The organism is Corynebacterium sp. HMSC078A10, assembly GCF_001811565.1.
Lineage (GTDB): Bacteria > Actinomycetota > Actinomycetes > Mycobacteriales > Mycobacteriaceae > Corynebacterium > Corynebacterium hesseae.
The window spans coordinates 1-4301 of record NZ_KV805229.1 but is presented as its reverse complement, the minus strand read 5'-3'; the positions used below and the strand labels follow the sequence as shown (position 1 = coordinate 4301).

The following is a 4301-nucleotide window of genomic DNA, read 5'->3' as shown; positions in this document are numbered from 1 at the left end:
GGCTGCCTCATCGCTAACTTTGCAACAGTGCCTCTGAGCGCCCTTTCCAGTCAGAACCCGCAGGCCGATCTTGCGGTCTGACAGCTCCTTCACCGTGTTGACCAGATGGGCAAGCGATCGTCCGAGGCGATCGAGCTTCCAGACCACCAGCACATCGCCGTCACGCAATGACTTGAGGCAGGCAGTCAAGCCAGGGCGATCATCACGACCGCCGGAAGCAAGATCATCATAGATATTGTCCCGTTCGACACCTGCGGCGCGCAAGGCGTCGTGCTGCAGGTCGAGAGACTGCGAGCCATCGGCTTTGGAGACGCGGGCATATCCGATCAGCATGTATCACAAACGTTGGTTTGAGGCGGCGCTTCGGCCACGATTGCATTGACCTCTGGAAATGTATCTCAACCAGCTTCATAAACAAAGCGTCTTGAACGCTATCAGATTTTGAAAAAGGAACATGTATGCCGCGTCGCGTCACTCTAACCGATCGGCAGAAAGACGCGCTGTTGCGCTTGCCGACTTCACAGACGGATTTGCTCAAGCACTATACGCTGAGTGATGAAGACTTTGGGCATATCAGGCTGCGTCGGCGCGCTCACAACAGGTTCGGCTTCGCCCTGCAATTGTGTGTCCTGCGCTATCCCGGCCGGGTGCTGGCTCCAGGCGAACTGATCCCTGCAGAGGTCATCGAATTTATCGGAGCGCAGCTTGGCCTGGGTGCCGACGATCTCGTAGACTATGCTGCCCGCGAGGAAACACGGCACGAGCATCTTGCCGAGTTACGGGGGCTCTACGGCTTCCGCACCTTCTCCGGACGTGGTGCGAGCGAGCTGAAGGAATGGTTGTTCCGAGAAGCCGAGATGGCGGTGTCGAACGAGGATATCGCCCGTCGCTTCGTAGCCGAGTGCCGACGCACCCGCACTGTCCTTCCCGCGACATCCACGATCGAGCGGCTTTGTGCCGCGGCTCTCGTCGATGCCGAGCGACGCATCGAGACGAGGATCGCCAGTCGGCTGCCTATGTCGATCCGAGAACAGTTGCTGGCATTGCTCGAGGAGACGGCTGATGATCGGGTGACCCGTTTTGTGTGGCTGCGCCAGTTCGAGCCTGGCTCGAACTCTTCGTCGGCCAACCGGCTGCTCGACCGGCTCGAATATCTGCAACGCGTCGATCTCCCCGAGGATCTGCTTGCCGGCGTTCCTGCCCATCGGGTGACTCGTCTGCGCAGGCAGGGTGAACGGTATTATGCCGACGGCATGCGCGATCTCCCGGAGGACAGGCGGCTTGCGATCTTGGCTGTTTGCGTCTCGGAATGGCAGGCGATGTTGGCCGACGCAGTGGTCGAAACCCACGACCGGATCGTCGGCCGTCTCTACCGTGCTTCGGAGCGTATTTGCCATGCAAAGGTCGCAGACGAAGCGGGGGTGGTGCGTGACACCCTGAAATCCTTCGCCGAGATCGGGGGCGCCCTGGTCGATGCACAGGATGATGGCCAGCCGCTGGGCGATGTCATCGCGAGTGGGTCAGGGTGGGACGGCTTAAAAACCCTTGTTGCAATGGCAACCAGGCTGACCGCCACCATGGCCGACGATCCGCTCAATCATGTGCTCGACGGTTATCACCGCTTCCGCCGATACGCTCCACGCATGTTGCGCCTGCTCGATCTGCGAGCTGCGCCCGTTGCACTGCCGCTTCTGGAAGCGGTGACGGCCCTTCGTACCGGTTTGAACGATGCCGCGATGACCAGCTTCTTGCGGCCCAGCTCGAAATGGCATCGCCACCTTCGGGCCCAGAGGGCTGGCGACGCTCGCCTATGGGAGATCGCGGTGCTGTTCCATCTGCGCGATGCGTTCCGCTCCGGAGATGTCTGGCTTACTAGGTCCCGGCGCTATGGCGATCTGAAACACGCACTCGTTCCGGCACAAGCCATCGCGGAAGGCGGTCGTCTCGCTGTGCCATTGCGGCCGGAGGAATGGCTGGCAGACCGGCAAGCTCGCCTCGACATGCGGTTGCGCGAGCTTGGCCGTGCCGCTCGCGCAGGCACGATCCCGGGCGGGTCGATTGAAAACGGCGTTCTGCATATCGAGAAACTCGAAGCCGCCGCGCCGACAGGCGCCGAAGATCTGGTGCTCGATCTCTACAAGCAGATCCCGCCCACGCGCATCACCGATCTCCTGCTGGAGGTGGATGCGGCGACCGGCTTCACCGAAGCGTTCACCCATCTGCGCACAGGAGCACCCTGCGCTGACCGGATCGGGCTAATGAACGTTATCTTGGCGGAAGGGATCAACCTCGGCTTGCGCAAAATGGCGGATGCGACAAACACCCACACCTTCTGGGAATTGATCCGCATTGGACGGTGGCATGTCGAGGGCGAAGCCTATGACCGGGCGCTGGCCATGGTGGTCGAGGCACAGGCAGCGTTACCCATGGCCCGGTTCTGGGGCATGGGCACGTCGGCTTCGAGCGACGGACAGTTCTTCGTCGCTACAGAGCAAGGTGAGGCCATGAACCTGGTCAACGCGAAATATGGCAATACCCCGGGCCTGAAAGCCTATAGCCACGTCTCCGACCAATATGCGCCGTTCGCAACCCAGGTGATTCCTGCAACGGCAAGCGAAGCGCCTTACATCCTCGATGGCCTGCTGATGAACGATGCTGGACGCCATATCCGCGAGCAGTTCACCGACACGGGCGGCTTCACCGATCACGTCTTTGCCGCATGTGCCATTCTCGGCTACCGGTTCGCTCCGCGCATCCGCGACCTGCCATCCAAACGGCTCTACGCGTTCAATCCGTCGGCCGCCCCGGCGCACCTGCGAGCGTTGATCGGCGGAAAGGTCAACCAAGCCATGATCGAGCGCAATTGGCCCGACATCCTGCGCATCGCCGCCACCATTGCTGCCGGGACCGTCGCGCCAAGCCAGATTCTGCGGAAACTCGCCTCCTATCCGCGGCAGAACGAGCTCGCGACAGCCCTGCGGGAAGTCGGTCGCGTCGAGCGCACCCTGTTCATGATCGACTGGATTCTGGATGCCGAACTCCAACGGCGTGCCCAGATCGGGCTCAACAAAGGCGAAGCTCATCATGCGCTGAAGCGGGCAATCAGCTTCCACCGCCGCGGTGAAATCCGCGACCGTTCCGCCGAAGGCCAGCATTACCGCATCGCCGGCATGAATCTGCTCGCCGCCATCATCATCTTCTGGAACACCATGAAGCTCGGCGAGGTCGTTGCAAACCAGAAACGCGATGGAAAGCTGCTATCGCCCGATCTCTTGGCCCATGTTTCGCCGCTCGGATGGGAACACATCAATCTCACCGGAGAATATCGCTGGCCAAAGCCTTAGCGTAGGATTCCGCCCCCTCCCGCAAACGACCCCAAGATGTTCATGGTCTCCCCGATCACTGCCCGGAAATGGGCAGGCCGCTACCGGGAAGAGGGTGAGTTTGGGATGCAGGATCGCTCCAGCAAGCCGCACCGGATCCCAGGCAGGACGCCCGAGCATGTCAAGAAGAAGATCATCAACCTGCGCTGGCGGCTTCGACTGGGGCCAGCCCAGATCGCTGCGCGACTTGGTCTCTCGACGTCGACTGTTCACGCGGTCCTCGTCCGTTGCCGCGTGAACCGCCTCTCGCATATCGATCGTGTCACTGGCGAGCCATTGCGGCGATATGAGCATCCTCATCCGGGATCGTTGATTCATGTCGATGTCACGAAGTTCGGCAACATCCCCGACGGCGGTGGACATCGTTACGTAGGTCGGCAGCAAGGCGCACGGAACAAGCTCGCGACTCCGGGATTACCACGAGGAAAAGATCACAAGCCGCGCACCGGGACGGCGTTCGTTCACACAGTCATCGACGACCACTCCCGCGTCGCATACGCAGAAATCTGGTCGGATGAGCAGGCGAGCACAGCGGTGGGAGTTCTCGAACGCGCCGTGGCCTGGTTCGCCGAACGAGGCGTGACCGTCGAGCGAGTCCTATCCGACAACGGGTCGGCATACAGATCCCACGCATGGAGGGACTTCTGCGCTCGGCTCGGCATCCGACACAAGCGGACACGCCCCTACCGGCCGCAGACGAACGGGAAGATCGAGCGATTCCACCGCACGCTCGGGGACGGCTGGGCCTATGCCAGGTTTTACGGTTCAGAGGCCGAACGACGCCTGGCGCTGCCCGGCTGGCTCCACTTCTACAACCACCACCGACACCACTCTGCGATTGGCGGCGTACCCTTCGACCGACTCAACAACGTCCCTGGACATCACACCTAGGGTGGTTGCCATGTCTGGCGTTCCTTT

At 61.4% G+C, this 4301-nt stretch carries 2 protein-coding genes and 1 pseudogene; 2 read left to right on the top strand and 1 reads right to left on the bottom strand.

The window, feature by feature from the left end:
- Positions 1–333: recombinase family protein (locus tag HMPREF2808_RS12305; protein ID WP_141751974.1), on the bottom strand; the 333-nt coding region annotated here is incomplete at its 3' end.
- 125 nt (positions 334–458) lie between these two features.
- On the opposite strand from HMPREF2808_RS12305, the gene HMPREF2808_RS12300 reads away from it, so the two are divergent.
- Together HMPREF2808_RS12300 and HMPREF2808_RS12295 are read left to right on the top strand one after the other, a co-directional pair.
- Positions 459–3344 carry a Tn3 family transposase gene (locus HMPREF2808_RS12300; protein ID WP_011116984.1) on the top strand — a complete coding sequence of 962 codons (2886 nt, stop codon included), beginning with the start codon at positions 459–461 and terminating at the stop codon, positions 3342–3344.
- A gap of 39 nt (positions 3345–3383) precedes the next feature.
- A pseudogene (locus HMPREF2808_RS12295) lies at positions 3384–4274 on the top strand (IS481-like element IS5564 family transposase); the annotation flags it as partial.
- Positions 4275–4301 lie beyond the last annotated feature (27 nt).

Bases quoted from the DNA above. Each gene is read 5' to 3' on its own strand.
- HMPREF2808_RS12300 (WP_011116984.1), top strand. From the start codon at position 459: ATGCCGCGTCGCGTCACTCTAACCGATCGGCAGAAAGACGCGCTGTTG.